This window comes from Enterobacter sp. DTU_2021_1002640_1_SI_PRY_ASU_LCPMC_013 (genome assembly GCF_032389435.1).
In the GTDB taxonomy this organism is placed as follows: Bacteria; Pseudomonadota; Gammaproteobacteria; order Enterobacterales; family Enterobacteriaceae; genus Enterobacter; species Enterobacter hormaechei_C.
In genome coordinates, this window is sequence record NZ_CP135594.1 from 4,281,052 (window position 1) to 4,300,189 (window position 19,138).

Below are 19,138 nucleotides of genomic sequence, written 5' to 3' on the forward strand. Positions count from 1 at the left end.
ACCTGTTCCTTGCGGATTTGCCGCATACCAATGCTTCGACCAATTAGCAGGATTTTGTTTCCCACTGAAGCGGGTGTGAATACTAACCAAAGCGAATCACCTTCGCAAGGGCATTTTCGAGGCATTGTATCAACTGCGGAAAAAAACAGCAAAAAGCCATTCATTGCTTAAAACAAAGGCGGCAAACGCCGCCTTTTTAAACACTTATTCTGAAAGATTATGCAGCTTTGACTGCATCCGCAATGCGGTGCGCAAATTCAGTTACCTGCGCTTCGTCTTCGCCTTCCACCATCACGCGGATCAGCGGCTCGGTACCCGACTTACGCAGCAGGACGCGCCCACGGCTGCCAAGAGTCGCTTCCACGTCTGCCATCACCGCTTTCACGTTATCATTTTCCAGCGGGTCGCCTTTACCCGCGGTGAAACGCACATTGACCAGAATCTGCGGGAACATTTTCATGCCGCTGCACAGATCGTGCAGGCTCATATGGTTACGCGCCATCGCGGCAACAACCTGAAGCGCCGCCACAATACCGTCACCGGTGGTGGTTTTATCGAGCAGGATCACGTGGCCGGAGTTTTCCGCGCCAATACGCCAGCCTTTCTCCTGGAGTTTTTCCAGCACGTAGCGGTCACCCACTTTCGCACGAACAAACGGGATGCCCAGCTGTTTCAACGCCAGTTCCAGGCCCATATTGCTCATCAGCGTGCCCACCGCGCCACCGCGCAGTTGCCCCTGACGCAGGCCTTCACGGGCAATGATGTAGAGGATCTGATCGCCATCGACCTTGTTACCTTCGTGGTCAACCATGATCACACGGTCACCATCGCCATCCAGGGCAATACCCAGATCGGCCTTTTCAGCCAGCACACGCGCCTGCAAGGCACGCACGTCTGTCGCGCCGACTTCTTCGTTGATGTTCAGACCGTCCGGCTCGCAGCCGATAGTGATCACTTTGGCACCCAGCTCGCGGAACACATTCGGCGCAATGTGGTAAGTCGCACCGTTGGCACAGTCCACCACAATTTTGAGGTGTGCCAGGCTCAGCTCATTCGGGAAAGTGCCTTTGCAGAATTCAATGTAGCGGCCTGCGGCATCGACAATACGGTTTGCTTTACCCAGCTCAGCGGAGTCAACACAGGTGATCTCTTTTTCCATTTCCGCTTCAATCGCCTCTTCCACGTCATCCGGCAGTTTGGTGCCGTCGATGGAGAAGAATTTGATACCGTTGTCATAGAACGGGTTATGGGAAGCGGAAATGACGATCCCCGCTTCCGCACGGAAGGTGCGGGTCAGATAGGCAACAGCAGGGGTCGGCATTGGCCCCGTAAAGGAAGCTGAAAGCCCCGCCGCCGCCAGCCCGGCTTCCAGCGCGGACTCCAGCATATAACCCGAAATACGGGTATCTTTCCCAATAATGATCTTACGGGAGCCATGACGCGCCAGCACTTTCCCCGCTGCCCAGCCCAGCTTCAGGACAAAGTCAGGGGTAATTGGCGCATCGCCTACGCGCCCACGGATGCCATCGGTACCAAAATATTTACGATTACTCATAGCGTTTGTTTTCCTTCGCTGCCAGTGTGGCTTCCACCACACGCATGGCTTCTACTGTTTCTTTTACGTCATGGACGCGAATGATGTGTGCACCTTGCATCGCGGCAATCACCGCGCAGGCCAGACTGCCGCTCAGACGTTCGCTCGGCCCGACATTCAACAACTGACCAATCATCGATTTTCTCGACATTCCCACCAGCAGTGGCAGGCCGAACTGATGAAACTCTGATAAGCGCGCAAGCAACGCGTAATTGTGTGAGAGATTTTTACCGAAACCGAAGCCCGGGTCGAGCAGCAATTTCTCTTTTGCGATACCCGCACGTTCACAGCGTTCGATATGCTCAATAAAGAAGCGGGTGACGTCGGCAAACACATCTTCATATTTTGGCGCCTCCTGCATTGTCTTAGGCTGACCCTGCATATGCATCAGACACACCGGTAGCCCGGTTTCTGCGGCGGCTTCAATCGCTCCCGGCTCGGTCAGCGAGCGGATATCATTGATAATGTGAGCGCCCACTCTCGCCACTTCACGGATCACTTCGGGTTTGGAGGTATCAACGGAGATCCACACTTCAAAGCGCCGGGCGATAGCCTCCACCACCGGCACCACGCGCGCCAGCTCTTCTTCCACCGAAACCTCCGCCGCGCCAGGCCGCGTTGACTCCCCTCCAACGTCAATGATGGTGGCACCCGCGTTAATCATTAAATTCGCGTGTTTAACCGCGTCGATAAGCGAATTATGCGTGCCGCCGTCAGAGAAGGAATCAGGCGTGACATTCAGGATCCCCATCACATGGGGATGTGAAAGGTCGAGATGCGAGTCCTGGGCGAATAGTTTCATGGTGAAGTCCCTGGGATTAATGTGGTTAAACAGATAAGAAAAACCCCGGAGCAAGCTCCAGGGTTTGAGATAAAGACAAACGCTTCAACAGCAGTGACTTACTTGTCGCCCAACTGCTCTGACATGGTGTTGCCCGGGTTTGGCGTACGCGGTTCATCGACCGGACGCGGCGCACGCGGGGTGCCATTGTTGTCAGAATTGTTAGACGCGCCTGGGTCTTCCCAGCCTGCCGGCGGACGCACTTCGCGGCGCGCCATCAGGTCGTCAATCTGCGGTGCATCGATGGTCTCATATTTCATGAGCGCATCTTTCATCGAATGCAGGATGTCCATATTGTCGTTCAGGATCTGACGGGCGCGAGCGTAGTTACGTTCAATCAGCGCTTTCACTTCCTGGTCGATGATACGTGCCGTTTCATCGGACATATGTTTCGCTTTTGCCACAGAGCGGCCCAGGAATACTTCGCCCTCTTCCTCTGCATACAGCAGCGGACCGAGTTTGTCGGAGAAGCCCCACTGAGTCACCATGTTACGCGCCAGGTTTGTCGCCACTTTAATATCGTTCGACGCACCGGTGGAAACATGTTCCGCACCGTAGATAATCTCTTCAGCCAGACGACCGCCGTACAGGGTTGAAATCTGGCTTTCCAGCTTCTGACGGCTGGCGCTGATCGCGTCGCCTTCAGGCAGGAAGAAGGTCACACCCAGCGCACGACCGCGCGGAATAATCGTCACCTTGTGTACGGGATCGTGTTCCGGCACCAGACGACCGATAATCGCGTGGCCCGCTTCGTGATATGCCGTGGACTCTTTCTGCGCTTCCGTCATCACCATGGAGCGACGTTCCGCACCCATCATGATTTTGTCTTTCGCTTTCTCGAATTCCACCATGGACACCACGCGCTTGTTACCGCGAGCGGCAAACAGTGCTGCTTCGTTGACCAGGTTAGCCAGATCCGCACCGGAGAAGCCTGGAGTACCACGCGCGATGATTGCCGCGTCGATATCTGGCGCCAGCGGTACGCGTCGCATATGCACTTTCAGAATCTGTTCACGACCGCGAACATCCGGCAGACCGACCACAACCTGACGGTCAAAACGGCCTGGACGCAGCAGCGCAGGGTCGAGTACGTCCGGACGGTTAGTTGCCGCGATAACGATGATACCTTCGTTACCTTCGAAGCCGTCCATCTCAACCAGCATCTGGTTCAGCGTCTGCTCACGTTCATCGTGACCACCACCCAGGCCTGCGCCACGCTGGCGGCCTACGGCGTCGATTTCATCGATGAAGATGATGCACGGTGCTGCCTTCTTAGCCTGCTCGAACATGTCACGCACACGAGATGCACCGACACCCACGAACATTTCAACGAAGTCAGAACCTGAAATAGTAAAGAACGGCACCTTCGCTTCACCCGCGATGGCTTTTGCCAGCAGGGTTTTACCGGTACCCGGAGGGCCGACCATCAGGACGCCTTTCGGGATCTTACCGCCCAGTTTCTGGAAACGGCTCGGCTCGCGCAGGTATTCAACCAGTTCACCCACCTCTTCTTTTGCTTCGTCACAACCTGCTACGTCAGCAAACGTGGTCTTGATCTGGTCTTCCGTCAGCATACGCGCCTTGCTCTTACCGAACGACATGGCACCTTTGCCACCACCGCCCTGCATCTGGCGCATAAAGAAGATCCAGACGCCGATAAGAAGCAGCATCGGGAACCAGGAAATGAAGATAGAAGCCAGCAGGCTTGGTTCTTCCGGCGGCTCGCCTACCACTTTGACGTTTTTGGTCAGAAGGTTATCAAGCAGCTTAGGATCGTTCACCGGGATGTAAGTCGTGTAACGGTTACTATCTTTCTTGGTAACGTTGATCTCACGTCCGTTGATACGCGCTTCGCGAACCTGGTCCTGATTGACCTCTTGCAGGAAGGTAGAATAATCCACCTTGCGGCCATTCGACTCGCTGGGCCCAAAGCTCTGGAATACTGACATCAGCACAACGGCAATGACCAGCCAGAGTATTAGGTTTTTCGCCATGTCACTCAAGGGATTAACCTCATATTACAACTGTGTTAAAAACAGCGTCAGGATACTCTATATCCAGTTTCATTCAAACTTTCGCCTGAAATCTACCGGTTATCATTTTCGCCCGGTCGCTACAATATACACTTCACGGGAACGGGCCCGGGAAGAGTCCGGCTTACGAACTTTGACCTTCGCAAACAGGGAGCGAATTTCCTTAAGATACTCCTCGAAACCTTCGCCCTGAAACACCTTCACAACAAAACTACCACCAGGCGCTAGTACATCACGACACATTTCTAACGCTAGTTCCACCAGATACATGGCGCGGGGGATATCCACCGCCGGTGTTCCACACATATTTGGCGCCATATCCGACATGACAACCTGGACCTTACTGTCACCTACACGATCAAGTAGCGCTTTAAGCACTAATTCATCACGAAAGTCGCCCTGAAGGAAGTCGACACCGACGATGGGATCCATTGGTAAAAGATCGCATGCGATGATTCGGCCCGTTCCGCCGATCTGCGTAACCGCATACTGGGACCATCCGCCAGGTGCCGCACCGAGGTCGACCACCGTCATTCCCGGTTTAAAAAGTTTGTCACTTTGCTGTATTTCATCAAGTTTAAACCAGGCGCGGGAACGCAACCCCTTTTTCTGCGCCTGTTGAACATATTTATCGCTAAAGTGTTCCTGAAGCCAGCGGCTGGAGCTGGCAGAACGCTTTTTACCTGTCATTTAACATTTCCGTCCTGGTTCATCGTTGCTTGCCTGTGACGTAAATTTCTACGCAGCTATTTGGCGATATTAGGGAGATGGCGGTAGAATGAACCGTTTTCAATCCCAACGTAAGCAAAAATATACGATGAATCTGAGTACTAAACAAAAACAGCACCTTAAAGGTCTGGCACATCCGCTCAAGCCTGTAGTGATGCTTGGCAACAATGGTTTGACCGAAGGGGTGCTTGCCGAGATTGAACAAGCGCTGGAACACCACGAGCTGATCAAGGTGAAAATCGCCTCTGAAGACAGAGACACTAAAAACCTGATCGTGGAAGCCATCGTGCGCGAAACCGGCGCCTGTAATGTACAGGTCATCGGTAAAACGCTGGTGCTCTATCGCCCATCAAAAGAGCGCAAAATCTCGCTGCCACGTTAAGGATATCCTGAATCGAACACATTTTCTGTGTGAAACGAGGGATTTCTTTCAGCAGGCGAGCAAAATGCCATGCTCCTTGAGTTGATAAAAGGCCGCTATGCGGCCTTTTTCTTTTCTTTACAATGTATCAACATCTTAGTAGAGAAGCGAATTACAGGTATTCAACCTTAATAATTTCGTATTCCACTTCACCCCCAGGGGTGCGGATGGTGACCACATCGTCCTGCTCTTTGCCAATCAGGCCACGAGCAATCGGCGAGTTCACCGAAATCAGGTTCTGTTTGAAGTCCGCTTCATCATCACCCACGATGCGATAGGTCTGCTCTTCGTCGTTGTCCAGATTCAGGACGCTGACGGTAGAGCCGAAGATAACACGGCCATTATTTGGCATTTTGGTGATATCGATAACCTGCGCGTTAGACAGTTTCGCCTCGATATCCTTAATGCGCCCCTCACAGAAACCCTGCTGCTCACGCGCCGCGTGGTATTCAGCATTCTCTTTCAGGTCGCCATGCTCACGCGCTTCCGCGATAGCGGCGATGATTTCAGGGCGACGCACGGATTTGAGAAAATCCAGCTCTTCGCGCAGTTTTTCGGCACCACGTAAGGTCATCGGAATAGCTTGCATTTGTTATACCTCTTAAACATTCCTGTTGGGAGCAGTGTTCCCTGCTCCAGCCCACCTGAACAGGCCAGAAGCAAAAAGAAAACCGACCCGGGAGCAACGCCCCAGGTCAGCAGCAATTTTTCAATTTGATACGCATTTTACCGCGAAGTTCACTATGGGTCATCGTTTACTTTACAGTGCCATGCACCGTAGTATGACGGTTTGTTTTCGGGTTGTTAGCGCGAGATTATGCGATTTTCCAGTTTTATCATCGGATTGACTACCAGTATAACGTTCACCGTTCAGGCCGCGAATGTTGATGAGTACATTAATCAACTGCCCGCCGGCGCGAACCTTGCCCTGATGGTGCAGAAGGTTGGCGCGCAGGCTCCCGAGATTGACTATCACAGTCAACAGATGGCGCTGCCTGCCAGTACCCAGAAGGTGATCACTGCCCTCGCCGCCCTGCTCCAGCTCGGGCCTGACTTCCGTTTTACTACCACCCTTGAAACCAGAGGTAACGTTGAGGGTGGCGAACTGAAAGGCGATCTTATCGCCCGTTTTGGTGGCGATCCCACCTTTAAGCGCCAGGATGTCCGCAATATGGTGGCGGTACTGAAAAAATCCGGCGTAACAAAAATTGATGGCAACGTGCTGATCGACACCTCCATTTTCGCCAGCCACGATAAAGCGCCTGGCTGGCCGTGGAACGACATGACACAGTGTTTTAGCGCCCCGCCAGCCGCCGCCATCGTTGACCGTAACTGCTTCTCCGTATCGCTTTACAGCGCGCCAAAACCAAATGACTTAGCTTTTATCCGCGTGGCCTCATACTACCCGGTCACGATGTTCAGCCAGGTGCGGACGCTGGCGAAAGGCTCCCCGGAGGCGCAGTATTGCGAGCTGGACGTGGTACCGGGCGATCTCAATCGCTATACGCTCACCGGCTGCCTGACCCAGCGGGCCGATCCCCTCCCGCTGGCCTTCGCCATTCAGGATGGCGCGGGCTATGCCGGTGCCATTTTTAAAGATGAACTGAAGCAGGCGGGCATAACCTACACCGGAACGCTGCTGCGCCAGACGCAGGTGAATGAACCAGGCACGGTGATCGCCAGCAAACAGTCCGCGCCACTGCATGATTTGCTTAAGATTATGCTGAAAAAGTCGGATAACATGATTGCCGACACGGTGTTCCGCATGATTGGGCACGCGCGCTTTGGTGTGCCGGGCACCTGGCGGGCCGGTTCTGATGCCGTACGTCAGATCCTGCGCCAGCAGGCGGGTATCGATCTGGGCAATACGATCGCCGTTGATGGTTCCGGTTTATCGCGTCATAACCTGATCTCGCCGGCCACCATGATGCAGGTGTTGCAGTACATTGCTCAGCATGACGCTGAGCTAAACTTTATTACGATGCTGCCGCTTGCCGGACACGACGGCTCTCTTCAGTACCGCGCGGGCCTTCACGCTGCGGGCGTGGATGGCAAAGTGTCAGCCAAAACGGGTTCCCTGCAAGGCGTTTACAACCTTGCCGGTTTTATCACGACCGCCAGCGGACAACGCATGGCATTTGTGCAGTATCTTTCCGGCTATGCCGTCGAACCGGCTGACCAGCGCAATCGCCGTATTCCACTGGTGCGTTTCGAAAGCAGGCTCTATAAGGACATCTACCAGAATAACTAGCGATGAAACTACTGATAGTTGAAGACGATCTGTTATTGCAGGAAGGGTTAGCGCTGGCGCTGGGGAATGAAGGCTACGCCCTGGATTGTGCCACCACGGCCGCTGAAGCAGATGCCCTGATCCAGAGCGGTGAATACAGCCTGGTGATCCTGGATTTAGGGCTGCCGGATAAAGACGGCGCGACGCTGCTCTGCCAGTGGCGTCGTCGCGGGGTGGAGAATCCCGTATTGATTCTCACCGCCCGCGATGCCATTGAAGACAGAATTAACGGGCTGGATTCTGGCGCTGACGATTATCTGGTAAAACCCTTCGCCCTTGCCGAGTTACAGGCTCGCGTACGGGCGTTGATCCGCCGCTATCAGGGCCACAGCGACAACCTGCTGACGGACGGAGATATCACCCTCAATCTGCAAACTCAGCAGGTGCTGCGCCAGTCTCAGCCTGTGGAAGTGACGCCTAAAGAGTTCGCTCTGCTGACGCGCCTGATCATGCGCAGCGGGCAGACCGTGCACCGTGAAACGCTGCAACAGGACATCTACTCCTGGCAGGACGATCCAGGATCAAACACGCTTGAAGTTCACATTCATAATCTGCGCCGCAAGCTCGGTAAAGATCGCATCAAAACCGTACGCGGCGTGGGTTACCGTCTGGAGAGCCAGAAATGAACAGTATGCGCCGGCGATTAATGGTGTTGCTGGCGGTTATTCTGCTATTTTTTCAACTCATTAGCGTTGTCTGGCTGTGGCATGAGAGCCGCGAGCAGATCGGTTTTCTGGTGAACGAAACGTTGTCCGCTAAAGCACGCAACAACCATGTCGAAAAAGAGATCCGCGAAGCCATTGCCTCCCTGCTGGTCCCTTCTCTGGTGATGGTCGGTTTTACCCTGCTCTTCTCATTCTGGGCAGTCACCTGGATCACCCGACCACTCAACAAACTTCGCGCCAGCCTTGCGAACCGTTCGGCGGATAATCTGACTCCCCTGCCGATGTATTCTGATATGGAAGAGATAGGCGCTGTGACCACATCGCTCAATCAACTCCTCGCCCGGCTGGACCACACTATTCAACAGGAACGCCTGTTTACCGCCGATGCGGCACACGAGTTACGTACGCCGCTTGCGGGGATCAGGCTCCATCTGGAACTGATGGCTCAGTCCGGTTCCCCGCAGGCCACGCCACTGATAAGCCGTATCGATCAGTTGATGCACACGGTGGAACAGCTGCTGATGCTGGCGCGTGCCGGGCAGGCAATGGCCAGCGGTCATTACGATACCGTGAACTGGACAGAGACGATCATTGCTCCGCTCAGCCTGGAGCATGAAGCCAAAGAGCATACGGTAATATGGCCGGCCCACAGCGCGATGACGGTACAGGGGGACGCCGTCCTGTTACGTCTGATGCTAAGGAACCTTCTGGAGAATGCCGCCCGCTACAGCCCGGCAGGCACAACCATTGAAGTGGCATTAACAGCGACGGAGGGCGGTACCCGGGTGAGCGTAATCGATCAGGGGCCGGGTATTGATGAGGCGCACCGCCAGTCGATCACCGAACCTTTCCGACGTCTCGACCAGCGCTACGGCGGCAGCGGCCTTGGGCTGAGCATCGTACAGCGTATCGTACAGCTCCATCATGGCCATTTAACGCTGGAGAACGGCGCTGAGGGCGGCCTCATCGCCAGCTGTTGGTTACCGGCGAAAATAGGATAAAAAAAAGCCCCGTTAAGGGGCTTTATACAGGGGTTAGTGCTTGTAGATGAACTCGACGCCTTCTTCGTCGTCTTCATCCCAGTCATCGTCCCAGTCTTCATCATCTTCTTCCGCTTCCAGCTCTTCGAGCTGCTGGCGGTGGTAGTCATCCCACATGAATTCGACTTTTTCAGGCTGTTTCGCCTCTTCTGCCTGAACAACCGGATTCTCGATGATAAAGGTCATCACATCCCAGCAGAGATCTTTCACGCCAACCTGGCTGGCGGCAGAGATCAGATAGTACTTATCTTCCCAACCCATCGCTTCGGCAATCGCTTTAGCTTTCGCTTCAGCTTCCGCTTTGTCCATCAGGTCGATCTTGTTGAATACCAGCCAGCGCGGTTTTTGCGCCAGTTTTTCACTGTATTTCTCCAGCTCGCCGATAATAATACGGGCGTTTTCAACCGGATCGGAACCGTCGATTGGATCGATGTCGATGAGGTGCAACAGTACGCGACAACGCTCAAGGTGCTTCAGGAAGCGAATACCCAGACCGGCGCCTTCTGCTGCCCCTTCAATCAGACCCGGGATGTCAGCGACCACAAAGCTCTTCTCGTTATCCATACGGACAACGCCCAGGCTCGGCACCAGCGTCGTAAACGGATAATCCGCTACTTTGGGTTTCGCCGCAGAGACCGCACGGATAAACGTCGATTTACCGGCGTTTGGCATACCCAGCATCCCCACATCCGCCAGCAGCATCAGTTCCAGTTGCAGGTCGCGCTTATCACCCGGGGTACCCATGGTTTTCTGACGCGGGGTACGGTTAACGGAAGATTTGAAACGGCTGTTACCCAGACCGTGCCAGCCGCCTTTCGCCACCATCAGGCGCTGACCGTGTTTGGTCATATCACCCATGGTTTCGCCCGTGCCCTGATCGATGACACGCGTACCCACCGGCACTTTGATCGTCACGTCTTTACCGCGTTTACCGGTACAGTCGCGGCTCTGGCCGTTCTGGCCACGCTCGGCGCGGAAAGATTTTTCGAAACGGTAGTCGATCAGCGTGTTGAGGTTTTCATCCGCCTCCAGCCACACGTCGCCACCGTCCCCACCGTCACCGCCGTCAGGACCGCCACGAGGAATATATTTTTCACGGCGGAAGCTTACACAACCGTTACCGCCATCACCTGCCACGACCAGAATCGTCGCTTCATCAACAAACTTCATTTTACTCTCCGTAACTCATTCGCCTGAGCGGGGGACTATTACAACCGCTTCATTTTTGCGCCAACGCCCCCAGAGACGATGACCAATGGCGGAATACATCGCGCCCGCAACCACGACAAACGCACCGAGATAACCCAACAGGTTGAGCATCGGCTTGACGAAGACATCGGGCCAGGCCATTGATAACAAATCTGAAAATAACAGCGTAAACAGCGGGGTAAGCGTGATTAAGGCGCTCACCTGTGCTGCCTGCCAGCGCGCCATGGCTTCAGCCAGAGCGCCATAACCGACCAGCGTATTCAGCCCACAAAAAATGAGGCACGCCAGTTGCCAGTCGCTGAGCTGGGTAATTACACCCGGCTTCGCTAAAGGCAATAATGCCAGTGTACATAAAGTGTACAGCAAAAAGAGGATCTGCTGTGAGGCAAGACGGCGCAATAACACCTTTTGCGCGACGCCATAACTCACCCAGACCGTTGCTGCACCCACCCCAAAAATGACACCCCAGGTGTAATCCGTCAGGCGGGTAAAAATCTCAATCAGGCTGGTGTTAAAGAACATCACCAGCCCGCAAAGCAGCATGCTTGCCCCGATGATCTGCGTACCGCGCATCTTCTCCTTGAGGATGAATACGCTGGCGACCATCATGCCGACCGGTGAAAGCTGACCAATCACCTGCGACGCTGTAGGGCTAAGATATTGCAGGGAAGAGCTGAACAGAATGAAGTTACCGAACAGACCACCCGTCGCGATAGCCAGTAACACCAGCCAACGCGGTTTTCGGAAGATGCGCAGCGGTGGCAGCTTACCTTTGACGGCCAGAATGGCGCCCAGGCCTATGCTTGCCATCAGGAAGCGATAAAACACCACCGTCGGTGGCTCCATGACTTCCAGTACCTGCTTCATTGCAATTGGCAGCGCACCCCAGCACATTGCGGTAGTGAGCGCCAAAAGAATACCCATGCCGGCCTGCTGCTTCATGCCCGTTTTCCCTACAGAAAATTTTCCGGGTTTCCAATGTAAAAAGCCCCGCAACACGTTGCGGGGCTTTAATCCGTTACCGGACCGAGAAAACCTTACTCAGCAACGATGCTGATGTATTTACGGTTGTTCGGGCCTTTAACTTCAAATTTCACTTTACCGTCTGCTTTAGCAAACAGAGTGTGGTCACGACCGCAACCTACGTTGGTACCCGCGTGGAACTTGGTGCCACGCTGACGAACGATGATGCTACCCGCCAGAACGGATTCGCCACCGAAACGCTTAACGCCCAGGCGTTTAGCTTCTGAATCGCGACCGTTACGTGTGGAGCCGCCAGCCTTTTTATGTGCCATTTAAATCTCTCCTCAGGTCTTAGGCGCTGATGCCAGTAATTTTCACATCAGTGAACCACTGACGGTGGCCCTGCTGCTTACGATAGTGTTTACGACGACGAAACTTAACGATTTTAACTTTCTCGCCACGACCGTGAGCAACAACTTCAGCTTTGATAACGCCGCCATCAACGAAAGGAACGCCGATTTTGACTTCTTCACCGTTTGCGATCATCAGAACTTCAGCGAACTCAACAGATTCGCCAGTTGCGATGTCCAGCTTTTCCAGGCGAACGGTCTGACCTTCGCTTACTCGGTGTTGTTTACCACCACTTTGGAAAACCGCGTACATATAAACTCCGCTTCCGCGCACATCCTCGTATGATTCAGAGTGCGCTATAAATATTCACAATAGGGCGCGAATATTACGCAAAACGCGAGCCTTTGACAAGTGCTACCATCAATACATGAAGAAAAAAAACACAACACGTACGGTAACGTTTATCTGAGCCGTTTTTTCAGTACAATCAGCAATACTATTTATAAACCGAAACCCTTTGTGTACCCATCTCGTGTGGGATAAACAGGATAAAAAGCCCGGCTTTTGCGATGAATTTAGAAAAAATCAATGAGTTAACCGCGCAAGATATGGCGGGTGTGAATGCAGCAATCCTGGAGCAACTCAACTCTGACGTTCAGCTGATCAATCAGTTGGGCTATTACATCGTCAGCGGCGGCGGTAAACGTATTCGTCCGATGATTGCCATTCTGGCCGCACGCGCGGTTGGCTATCAGGGAAATGCCCACGTCACGATCGCGGCGCTGATCGAATTTATCCACACCGCCACACTGCTTCACGACGATGTTGTGGATGAATCAGATATGCGTCGTGGTAAAGCCACCGCCAACGCCGCGTTTGGTAATGCGGCAAGCGTTCTGGTAGGCGATTTTATCTATACCCGAGCCTTCCAGATGATGACCAGCCTTGGCTCGCTGAAGGTGCTGGAAGTGATGTCAGAAGCCGTGAACGTTATCGCTGAAGGTGAAGTCCTACAGCTGATGAACGTCAACGACCCGGACATCACCGAAGAAAACTATATGCGGGTGATTTACAGCAAGACCGCACGTCTGTTCGAAGCCGCCGCGCAATGCTCCGGCATTCTGGCAGGCTGTAGCGAAGCTCAGGAAAAGGGCCTTCAGGACTATGGCCGTTACCTCGGCACCGCGTTCCAGCTGATTGATGATTTGCTGGACTACAGCGCGGATGGCGAAACGCTCGGTAAAAACGTCGGCGATGACCTGAACGAAGGCAAGCCAACGCTGCCGCTGCTCCACGCGATGCGCAATGGCACACCAGAGCAGGCGAAAATGATCCGGGAGGCTATCGAGCAGGGAAATGGACGCCATCTTCTGGAACCGGTACTGGAAACAATGGCTATCTGCGGCTCCCTGGAATGGACGCGTCAGCGCGCTGAAGAAGAAGCGGACAAAGCCATCGCCGCCATTCAGGTCATTCCCGACAGCCCATGGCGTGATGCGCTAATCGGCCTCGCGCACATCGCCGTCCAGCGCGACCGTTAATCCCCTCCTCATCTCCCTGCGCTCTCGCAGGGAGATTCCAGTACGCACCAATAAATTACATTTCCGCGTAAGCCCATCGGGTTACAGGCCGCATGTATAAAGCCGTGCCTTATTCTGAATATTGCTTCTCGTAACATGAACTTTTTAGAACGCATGTTCGAAGTGAGTATAGTAATGCTGTCTTTTCACACGAAACGACGTGGACGATAACGAACACAAGGACAGCATTATGGATACAAAATTCATCGACTGGCATTCTGCTGACATTATTGCGGCACTGCGTAAAAAAGGAACATCGCTGGCTGCCGAATCACGTCGTAATGGGCTGAGCTCGTCGACGCTGGCAAACGCACTGACCCGCCCATGGCCGAAGGGGGAACTGATTATCGCGACGGCGCTGGATACGCATCCGTGGGTGATATGGCCGTCACGCTACCACGATCCCATTACCCATGAATTTATCGACAGAACGCGCATGATGCGCCAGAGCAAAACGAAGAAAGGGCATCAGGACTGATGCACCAGGATTGACAGGAACAGCAATCCCCCGGCCAGTTCTGGCAGGGGGGTGCCGGAACGATTACTCGCCCTTCACACGCTCGATATTTGCACCCAGCGCGCGCAGTTTGTCCTCAATACGCTCGTAACCACGATCGATGTGGTAGATACGATCGACAACGGTAGTCCCTTCCGCAATACAACCTGCCAGTACGAGGCTCGCAGACGCGCGCAGATCGGTCGCCATCACCTGCGCACCGGACAGTTTTTCAACGCCGTGGCAAATTACCGTGTTGCTTTCAATCTCAGCATGCGCACCCATACGGATCAGTTCCGGTACGTGCATGAAACGGTTTTCGAAGATAGTTTCCGTGATGAAGCCCGTGCCTTCGGCCACCAGGTTCAACAGCGTAAACTGTGCCTGCATATCCGTCGGGAATGCCGGATGTGGCGCAGTACGCACGTTAACGGCTTTAGGCCGCTGCCCGTGCATATCGAGGCTGATCCAGTCTTCGCCGATTTCAATGTCCGCACCCGCATCGCGCAGTTTCGCCAGCACCGCATCCAGGGTATCCGGCTGGGCGTTACGGCAGACAATCTTACCGCCAGAAATGGCCGCGGCCACCAGGAAAGTACCGGTTTCGATACGATCTGGCAGTACGCGATACACACCACCACCCAGACGTTCAACGCCTTCGATGGTGATACGGTCTGTGCCCTGCCCGCTGATCTTCGCCCCCAGCGCGACCAGGAAGTTCGCGGTATCCACGATCTCCGGCTCACGGGCGGCGTTTTCGATGATGGTAGTGCCTTCTGCCAGCGTAGCAGCCGACATGATGGTGACCGTTGCGCCCACGCTCACTTTGTCCATGACAATGTGCGCGCCTTTCAGACGACCATTGACGGACGCTTTAACGTAACCCTCTTCCAGCTTGATCTCCGCGCCGAGTTTTTCCAGGCCGAAGATATGCAGGTCAACGGGACGCGCGCCGATAGCGCATCCGCCCGGCAGTGAAACCTGTCCCTGACCGAAACGCGCCACCAGCGGACCAAGCGCCCAGATGGAAGCACGCATGGTTTTCACCAGCTCATACGGCGCTGAGAAGTTGTTCACGTTGCTGGCATCGATCCAGACGGAACCGTTACGCTCCACTTTGGTGCCCAACTGGCCGAGCAACTTCATGGTCGTGTCGATATCTTTCAGCTTCGGTACGTTCTGGATCTCTACCGGCTCTTCTGCGAGCAGCGCAGCGAAAAGAATGGGCAGCGCGGCGTTTTTAGCGCCAGAAATTGTGACTTCGCCCTGGAGACGCGTGGGTCCCTGTACACGAAATTTATCCATCGTTTGCTCTCTTATAAATTCAACCGTGCTGCGGGCGTTTCGCCCTCAGCTCAAAAACCGTTTAGTTTGCGATCGCGTGCCCACTCCTGTGGGGTGAACGCTTTAATCGACAGGGCGTGGATGCGGTTATCCGCAATGTATTCCATCAGCGGCGCGTACACAGCCTGCTGTTTCTTCACGCGACTCATTCCGTCGAACATCTCACCCACAGCAATAACCTGGAAGTGACTGCCATCGCCAGAGACGTGGGCTTCCTGAAGGGAGAGTGCATTCATCAGCACAGTCTGGATTTCATTATTTTCCATGGGGTCTACATCATCTGATAGTGAAAACAAGCTCAACATCTTAGAGCAAAGTGGCGCGGTCTTAAACAAGCAAAAAGCCCCGACGCGTAAACTGTCGGGGCTTTCAGAAGTAACGTACTGAAAAAATTAGCGAGGTAATACGTCTTCGGGCAAATTGTAAAGCTGTGCAAGGGTAATCACGTTATCGCTTACCCCCGTCAGGGTAACGCGACTCCCCTGCTTTTTGCCCGTGGCCACCAGGTGCGCCAGCAGGGCGATACCGGCGGTATCTACCCGCGTAACGCCATGGAGATCAATCAGCGTCACGCCCTGCATCGCGTTATGGCGAGCGTCCCACAGCGGGTTAAGCAGATCCTGATCCAGCTCTCCCGTCAGCGTCAACGTCTCGCCGTCACGCGCCCAGCTAAGCTGCTGTGACATTACTTCTTCTCGTCCAGGGTAATTTTCTGACGAGAAATGGACTGAAGCTGAGCCGTCAGGCCGTCGATGCCTTTAGTGCGCAGCAGATCGCTCCACTCGTTCTGTTTAGTGGTGATCATGCTGACGCCTTCAGCGATCATGTCGTACGCCTGCCAGTTTCCGGTCTGGCTGTTTTTACGCCACTGGAAGTCCAGACGAACCGGTGGACGACCGTTTGGATCGATAATCGTCACGCGAATAGGAATGATAGTGGCATCGCCCAGCGGCTGTTCAGGGGCAATCTGATAGGTCTGCCCGTGGTACATCGCCAGCGCCTGGCCGTAAGCCTGTTTCAGGTATTCACGGAACGCCGCAAAGTAAGCCTCGCGCTGTGCCGGGGTCGCGTCTTTGTAGTAACGGCCCAGCACCAGTGCGCCCGCATACTTGATCTGCACATACGGCAGCAGTTCCTGATCCACCACATCACGCAGATAATCAGGGTTAGAACGGATTTTTGGCTGTTCGTTTTTAAGACGGTCGAAGGTTTTCTTCGCGGCCTCATCCATCAGTTTGTACGGGTTACTCTGATCCGCAGCGTGCGCCGCGGTAAGAGGGGCAATGACCAGCATGGCAACCATTAACAGTCGTTTAAACATGAATGACTTCTCCTGAAATTAATTCGTCGCGCCTGGCGTCGGTTCGACGTTGGTGTGGTCTTCACTCTGCGCAGGGGCATCGTCAGACTTTTTATCATCCCCTTTACTGTTGTAAAGGAACTGACCAATCATATCTTCCAGCACCATCGCTGACTTGGTATCCTGGATTACGCTACCGTCTTTAAGGATAGTCGTTCCCAGCTCAGGATCTTCAAAACCAACGTTAAGGGCCAGATATTGCTCCCCCAGCAGGCCAGAGGTGCGGATAGAAAGCGAGCTGGTGTCCGGAATGTGGTTATAGCGCTCTTCGATATCCATCGCGACGCGCGGCAGATAGGTTTTCTCATCAAGCGTAATGTCAGCGACACGTCCGATAACGACGCCACCAATACGCACCGGTGAGCGCGCTTTCAGGCCGCCGATGTTATCGAAAGTCGCGTAGACACGATACGTCGGCTCGGCGCGAACAGAGGTGATGTCCGCCGCTCGCAGGCAGATGAACAGCGCGGCCAGCAGCGCCAGAAGCAGAAACACGCCAACCCAAATTTCATTTTTTCTCGTTTGCATGAACTCAATTCCCAAACATCAGTGCGGTGAGCACAAAATCCAGACCTAAAACGGCCAGCGACGAATGTACGACAGTACGCGTCGTTGCACGGCTAATGCCCGCCGACGTCGGAATGGCATCGTAACCATTAAACAACGCAATCCAGGTAACCGTCACAGCGAAAACCACGCTCTTGATCAGACAGTTCACCAGATCCATCCGCAGATCGATGGCGTCCTGCATGGCAGACCAGAAGAATCCGGCATCAATGCCTTTCCAGTTAACGCCAACCAGCGCGCCTCCCCAGATACCTACCGCCACAAAGAGGATAGTCAGTAACGGCAAGGAGATAACCCCGGCCCAGAAGCGCGGCGAGATCACCCGGCGCAGCGGATCGACCGCCATCATCTCCATACTGGAGAGCTGCTCGGTGGCGCGCATCAGGCCAATTTCCGCCGTCAACGCTGACCCGGCACGCCCGGCGAACAGCAGCGCGGCAACCACCGGCCCGAGTTCACGCAGCAGCGAGAGCGCCACCAGCATGCCAAGGCTGGTTTCCGCGCTGTAGGTTGTCAGCACCAGATACCCCTGCAACCCCAGCACCATGCCAATAAACAGACCCGACACGATGATGATAAGCATCGACAGCACGCCGACGTTATAAAGCTGCCGCACCAGTAACGGCGCATGCTTGCGGAACTCCGGTTTGCCGACCAGCGCGTTGAACAACATTAATCCGGCACGCCCGAACGTACTGATGGTTTTTAGGCCACGGTGTCCAAGACCCGCCAACGCATTTAACAGCATGAGTGGCTTAACTCCCTATTCCGAGTAAATCGTCATGATAGTCGCCCGCCGGATAGCGGAAAGGCACCGGCCCATCTGCGATACCGTCCAGGAACTGCCGCACGCGCGGATCGCCATTCTCCTGCAACGCCTGCGCGCTGCCGTGGGCGACGATCTTTTTGTCAGCCACAATATAGGCGTAATCAGCGATACTCAGCACTTCCGGCACGTCGTGGGAAACCACCACGCAGGTGACGCCAAGGGCGCTGTTCAGCTCCGAAATTAACTTCACCAGCACGCCCATGGTGATGGGGTCCTGCCCGACGAACGGTTCATCGAACATGATTAAATCGGGTTCCAGGGCAATAGCACGCGCCAGCGCGGCGCGGCGCGCCATCCCACCCGAGAGTTCGGACGGCATGAGTTTCGCAGCCCCCCGCAGCCCCACGGCTTCAAGCTTCATCATCACCGTACTGTGCAACAGCTCAGGAGGAAGATGGGTGTGCTCACGCAACGGATAGGCCACGTTGTCAAAAACGTTCATATCCGTGAACAGCGCGCCCGACTGAAAGAGCATGCTCATCCGTTTGCGAACCGTGTAGAGGCGCGAGCGAGACATCGCCGGGACGTTTTCGCCGTCGAAGAGAATTTCGCCGCTGTCAGGGGGGATTTGCCCGCCGATAAGACGCAGCAACGTGGTTTTACCGATCCCTGACGGCCCCATGATGGCGGTGATTTTACCGCGCGGCACGGTCAGCGAAATATCATCAAATATTAACCGGTTGCCGCGAGAAAAACTGACGCCCCGGACATCGACTATATTCGCCATCGTTTGGCTCATTTATGGTTCCTTACTTACCTTGCTTCACGGCTGGCATGAAGCGTAAATCAGCCCTAAACCCCGCATTTTTACAGAATATTCACTATT

At 54.4% G+C, this 19,138-nt stretch carries 22 protein-coding genes; 6 read left to right on the forward strand and 16 right to left on the reverse strand.

The genetic code is table 11. From position 1 onward, the window contains the following. Positions 1-217: 217 nt before the first annotated feature. From glmM to rlmE, 4 genes are all read right to left on the reverse strand, one after another. Complete coding sequence (gene glmM / locus RS584_RS20450) at positions 218-1,555, reverse strand: phosphoglucosamine mutase (protein ID WP_017693917.1); 1,338 nt, start codon at positions 1,553-1,555, stop codon at positions 218-220. Beyond that, positions 1,548-2,396 carry a dihydropteroate synthase gene (folP, locus tag RS584_RS20455; RefSeq protein ID WP_003861807.1) on the reverse strand — a complete coding sequence of 283 codons (849 nt, stop codon included), beginning with the start codon at positions 2,394-2,396 and terminating at the stop codon, positions 1,548-1,550. The genes glmM and folP overlap by 8 nt, the downstream gene beginning before the upstream one ends. A gap of 98 nt (positions 2,397-2,494) precedes the next feature. Then, a complete protein-coding gene (gene ftsH, locus RS584_RS20460; RefSeq protein ID WP_003861810.1) occupies positions 2,495-4,429 on the reverse strand; it encodes an ATP-dependent zinc metalloprotease FtsH in 1,935 nt (644 codons plus the stop codon). A 102-nt stretch (positions 4,430-4,531) separates the two neighbouring features. Continuing rightward, on the reverse strand, positions 4,532-5,158 hold the full coding sequence (gene rlmE, locus RS584_RS20465; protein ID WP_003861812.1) for a 23S rRNA (uridine(2552)-2'-O)-methyltransferase RlmE: 627 nt from the start codon (positions 5,156-5,158) through the stop codon (positions 4,532-4,534). Between the two features lie 127 nt (positions 5,159-5,285). Here rlmE and yhbY point away from each other — a divergent pair, with 127 nt between their 5' ends. Then, positions 5,286-5,579, forward strand: a complete 294-nt coding sequence (yhbY, locus tag RS584_RS20470; RefSeq protein ID WP_003861814.1) for a ribosome assembly RNA-binding protein YhbY — start codon at positions 5,286-5,288, stop codon at positions 5,577-5,579. A gap of 151 nt (positions 5,580-5,730) precedes the next feature. Here the strand turns inward: yhbY and greA are convergent, their stop codons facing one another. Continuing rightward, positions 5,731-6,207, reverse strand: coding sequence for a transcription elongation factor GreA (gene greA / locus RS584_RS20475; RefSeq protein ID WP_006812122.1), 477 nt, complete (start codon positions 6,205-6,207; stop codon positions 5,731-5,733). 228 nt (positions 6,208-6,435) lie between these two features. Between greA and dacB the strand changes: the two genes are divergently transcribed. Genes dacB through pmrB form a run of 3 tightly spaced genes read left to right on the forward strand, consistent with a single transcriptional unit; the run spans position 6,436 to position 9,574 of the window. Next, positions 6,436-7,869, forward strand: coding sequence for a serine-type D-Ala-D-Ala carboxypeptidase (gene dacB, locus RS584_RS20480; RefSeq protein ID WP_003861817.1), 1,434 nt, complete (start codon positions 6,436-6,438; stop codon positions 7,867-7,869). 2 nt (positions 7,870-7,871) lie between these two features. After that, positions 7,872-8,534: a two-component system response regulator PmrA gene (pmrA, locus tag RS584_RS20485; RefSeq protein ID WP_015571977.1), complete on the forward strand. Its 663-nt coding sequence runs from the start codon at positions 7,872-7,874 to the stop codon at positions 8,532-8,534. Continuing rightward, positions 8,531-9,574, forward strand: coding sequence for a two-component system sensor histidine kinase PmrB (gene pmrB, locus RS584_RS20490; protein ID WP_193041850.1), 1,044 nt, complete (start codon positions 8,531-8,533; stop codon positions 9,572-9,574). Before pmrA ends, pmrB begins: the two co-directional genes overlap by 4 nt. A gap of 33 nt (positions 9,575-9,607) precedes the next feature. Here the strand turns inward: pmrB and cgtA are convergent, their stop codons facing one another. The 4 genes from cgtA to rplU form a co-directional block, all read right to left on the reverse strand. Further along, positions 9,608-10,783 carry an Obg family GTPase CgtA gene (cgtA, locus tag RS584_RS20495; RefSeq protein WP_003861823.1) on the reverse strand — a complete coding sequence of 392 codons (1,176 nt, stop codon included), beginning with the start codon at positions 10,781-10,783 and terminating at the stop codon, positions 9,608-9,610. 15 nt (positions 10,784-10,798) lie between these two features. After that, a complete protein-coding gene (locus RS584_RS20500; protein WP_015571979.1) occupies positions 10,799-11,764 on the reverse strand; it encodes a DMT family transporter in 966 nt (321 codons plus the stop codon). A 95-nt stretch (positions 11,765-11,859) separates the two neighbouring features. Beyond that, complete coding sequence (gene rpmA / locus RS584_RS20505; RefSeq protein ID WP_003861831.1) at positions 11,860-12,117, reverse strand: 50S ribosomal protein L27; 258 nt, start codon at positions 12,115-12,117, stop codon at positions 11,860-11,862. A gap of 19 nt (positions 12,118-12,136) precedes the next feature. Further along, the gene (rplU, locus tag RS584_RS20510) at positions 12,137-12,448 is read right to left on the reverse strand and encodes a 50S ribosomal protein L21 (RefSeq protein ID WP_003025032.1); all 312 of its coding nucleotides are present in this window, start codon (positions 12,446-12,448) and stop codon (positions 12,137-12,139) included. A gap of 257 nt (positions 12,449-12,705) precedes the next feature. On the opposite strand from rplU, the gene ispB reads away from it, so the two are divergent. Continuing rightward, positions 12,706-13,677, forward strand: a complete 972-nt coding sequence (gene ispB / locus RS584_RS20515) for an octaprenyl diphosphate synthase (RefSeq protein WP_006812126.1) — start codon at positions 12,706-12,708, stop codon at positions 13,675-13,677. Positions 13,678-13,906: 229 nt separating this feature from the next. Further along, the gene (gene sfsB, locus RS584_RS20520) at positions 13,907-14,194 is read left to right on the forward strand and encodes a DNA-binding transcriptional regulator SfsB (RefSeq protein ID WP_315748561.1); all 288 of its coding nucleotides are present in this window, start codon (positions 13,907-13,909) and stop codon (positions 14,192-14,194) included. Positions 14,195-14,257: 63 nt separating this feature from the next. On the opposite strand, the gene murA is transcribed toward sfsB, so the two are convergent. The 7 genes from murA to mlaF all read right to left on the reverse strand — a co-directional run bounded on the left by murA (position 14,258) and on the right by mlaF (position 19,051). Continuing rightward, the gene (gene murA, locus RS584_RS20525; RefSeq protein ID WP_006812128.1) at positions 14,258-15,517 is read right to left on the reverse strand and encodes a UDP-N-acetylglucosamine 1-carboxyvinyltransferase; all 1,260 of its coding nucleotides are present in this window, start codon (positions 15,515-15,517) and stop codon (positions 14,258-14,260) included. A 50-nt stretch (positions 15,518-15,567) separates the two neighbouring features. Continuing rightward, positions 15,568-15,822, reverse strand: coding sequence for a BolA family iron metabolism protein IbaG (gene ibaG, locus RS584_RS20530; protein ID WP_003861840.1), 255 nt, complete (start codon positions 15,820-15,822; stop codon positions 15,568-15,570). A 126-nt stretch (positions 15,823-15,948) separates the two neighbouring features. Beyond that, entirely contained in the window at positions 15,949-16,242 is a 294-nt protein-coding gene (gene mlaB / locus RS584_RS20535; protein ID WP_040118153.1) for a lipid asymmetry maintenance protein MlaB, read from the reverse strand. Further along, positions 16,242-16,877, reverse strand: a complete 636-nt coding sequence (gene mlaC / locus RS584_RS20540; RefSeq protein ID WP_006812130.1) for a phospholipid-binding protein MlaC — start codon at positions 16,875-16,877, stop codon at positions 16,242-16,244. Before mlaC ends, mlaB begins: the two co-directional genes overlap by 1 nt. Before the next feature lie 18 nt (positions 16,878-16,895). Next, entirely contained in the window at positions 16,896-17,444 is a 549-nt protein-coding gene (gene mlaD / locus RS584_RS20545) for an outer membrane lipid asymmetry maintenance protein MlaD (RefSeq protein WP_006812131.1), read from the reverse strand. Positions 17,445-17,448: 4 nt separating this feature from the next. Next, entirely contained in the window at positions 17,449-18,231 is a 783-nt protein-coding gene (mlaE, locus tag RS584_RS20550) for a lipid asymmetry maintenance ABC transporter permease subunit MlaE (RefSeq protein WP_003861848.1), read from the reverse strand. A gap of 7 nt (positions 18,232-18,238) precedes the next feature. Next, complete coding sequence (gene mlaF / locus RS584_RS20555) at positions 18,239-19,051, reverse strand: phospholipid ABC transporter ATP-binding protein MlaF (RefSeq protein ID WP_017382730.1); 813 nt, start codon at positions 19,049-19,051, stop codon at positions 18,239-18,241. Positions 19,052-19,138: the final 87 nt, after the last annotated feature.

Coding starts and splice junctions, on each gene's coding strand:
- murA (WP_006812128.1), bottom strand. CDS start 15,517: ATGGATAAATTTCGTGTACAGGGACCCACGCGTCTCCAGGGCGAAGTC.
- mlaF (WP_017382730.1), bottom strand. CDS start 19,051: ATGAGCCAAACGATGGCGAATATAGTCGATGTCCGGGGCGTCAGTTTT.
- pmrB (WP_193041850.1), top strand. CDS start 8,531: ATGAACAGTATGCGCCGGCGATTAATGGTGTTGCTGGCGGTTATTCTG.
- glmM (WP_017693917.1), bottom strand. CDS start 1,555: ATGAGTAATCGTAAATATTTTGGTACCGATGGCATCCGTGGGCGCGTA.
- rpmA (WP_003861831.1), bottom strand. CDS start 12,117: ATGGCACATAAAAAGGCTGGCGGCTCCACACGTAACGGTCGCGATTCA.
- ftsH (WP_003861810.1), bottom strand. CDS start 4,429: ATGGCGAAAAACCTAATACTCTGGCTGGTCATTGCCGTTGTGCTGATG.
- RS584_RS20500 (WP_015571979.1), bottom strand. CDS start 11,764: ATGAAGCAGCAGGCCGGCATGGGTATTCTTTTGGCGCTCACTACCGCA.
- pmrA (WP_015571977.1), top strand. CDS start 7,872: ATGAAACTACTGATAGTTGAAGACGATCTGTTATTGCAGGAAGGGTTA.
- ispB (WP_006812126.1), top strand. CDS start 12,706: ATGAATTTAGAAAAAATCAATGAGTTAACCGCGCAAGATATGGCGGGT.
- ibaG (WP_003861840.1), bottom strand. CDS start 15,822: ATGGAAAATAATGAAATCCAGACTGTGCTGATGAATGCACTCTCCCTT.
- yhbY (WP_003861814.1), top strand. CDS start 5,286: ATGAATCTGAGTACTAAACAAAAACAGCACCTTAAAGGTCTGGCACAT.
- mlaC (WP_006812130.1), bottom strand. CDS start 16,877: ATGTTTAAACGACTGTTAATGGTTGCCATGCTGGTCATTGCCCCTCTT.
- mlaB (WP_040118153.1), bottom strand. CDS start 16,242: ATGTCACAGCAGCTTAGCTGGGCGCGTGACGGCGAGACGTTGACGCTG.
- rlmE (WP_003861812.1), bottom strand. CDS start 5,158: ATGACAGGTAAAAAGCGTTCTGCCAGCTCCAGCCGCTGGCTTCAGGAA.
- mlaE (WP_003861848.1), bottom strand. CDS start 18,231: ATGCTGTTAAATGCGTTGGCGGGTCTTGGACACCGTGGCCTAAAAACC.
- folP (WP_003861807.1), bottom strand. CDS start 2,396: ATGAAACTATTCGCCCAGGACTCGCATCTCGACCTTTCACATCCCCAT.
- sfsB (WP_315748561.1), top strand. CDS start 13,907: ATGGATACAAAATTCATCGACTGGCATTCTGCTGACATTATTGCGGCA.
- cgtA (WP_003861823.1), bottom strand. CDS start 10,783: ATGAAGTTTGTTGATGAAGCGACGATTCTGGTCGTGGCAGGTGATGGC.
- dacB (WP_003861817.1), top strand. CDS start 6,436: ATGCGATTTTCCAGTTTTATCATCGGATTGACTACCAGTATAACGTTC.
- rplU (WP_003025032.1), bottom strand. CDS start 12,448: ATGTACGCGGTTTTCCAAAGTGGTGGTAAACAACACCGAGTAAGCGAA.
- mlaD (WP_006812131.1), bottom strand. CDS start 17,444: ATGCAAACGAGAAAAAATGAAATTTGGGTTGGCGTGTTTCTGCTTCTG.
- greA (WP_006812122.1), bottom strand. CDS start 6,207: ATGCAAGCTATTCCGATGACCTTACGTGGTGCCGAAAAACTGCGCGAA.